Here is an 844-nt window from a genome sequence, read left to right on the forward strand (position 1 = left end):
GGCTGGCACCTGCCCATCGGGGGCGGCCGGCTGCTCTCGCACTGGGTGGCCGAGCACGGGCTGCCGGTGATCCTGGTGGTGGGGGCGCGCCTTGGCTGCCTCAACCACGCCCTGCTGACGGCCGAGGCGATCCGCGCCGCCGGCCTGACCTTGGCGGGTTGGGTCTGCAATCGCATCGATCCCGAGATGCCTTTCTACGAGCATAACCGCGACACCCTGGCGGCCCTGCTGGGGGCGCCGCTGCTTGGGGAGATCCCCTGGCTGGGCAGTCGGCCTCAAGCGGCGCCGCATGGGCTCGATGTTCGCCTCTTGCGGTAGACGGTATTATTCAGCGATTATTCATTGATTTTTGCGATAGTGACGCCGTGAATGAAACATGGCGTCGTACTGTGACGTTGCGTAGCTCAATGAGGAGTCAAAATGAAGCGCATCTTACTGTTCCTGGCCACCAACCTCGCCGTGATGCTGGTGCTGGGGGTGGTACTCAATATCCTGTTCAGCGTGCTGGGTATCAACCGCTCGAGCATCAGCGGCCTGCTGCTGTTCTGTGCCGTGTTCGGTTTTGGCGGCTCCTTTATCTCCCTGTTCATGTCCAAGTGGATGGCCAAGCGCAGCTACGGGGTGCAGGTGATCGAGCAGCCCCGTAACGAGATGGAGCACTGGTTGGTCAGTACCGTTGCCCGTCAGGCGCGCGAATCTGGCATCCAGATGCCGGAGGTGGGGATCTACGACTCCCCCGAGATGAACGCCTTCGCGACCGGCGCTAGCCGCAACGCCTCTCTGGTTGCCGTCTCCTCCGGCCTGCTCTACACCATGAGCCGCGACGAGGCCGAGGCGGTGCTGG

The 844-nt window shown here is 63.3% G+C and carries 2 protein-coding genes; both read left to right on the forward strand.

Annotated features, from left to right (window positions below; all coding sequences use genetic code 11):
- On the forward strand, positions 1-318 hold a 318-nt coding region (gene bioD / locus BN1134_RS00140), incomplete at its 5' end, for an ATP-dependent dethiobiotin synthetase BioD (RefSeq protein WP_042044519.1).
- A 102-nt stretch (positions 319-420) separates the two neighbouring features.
- On the forward strand, positions 421-844 hold a 424-nt coding region (locus BN1134_RS00145), incomplete at its 3' end, for a M48 family metalloprotease (protein WP_042044520.1).

Origin of the sequence: Aeromonas simiae, assembly GCF_000820125.1 — a bacterium.
Lineage (GTDB): Bacteria > Pseudomonadota > Gammaproteobacteria > Enterobacterales > Aeromonadaceae > Aeromonas > Aeromonas simiae.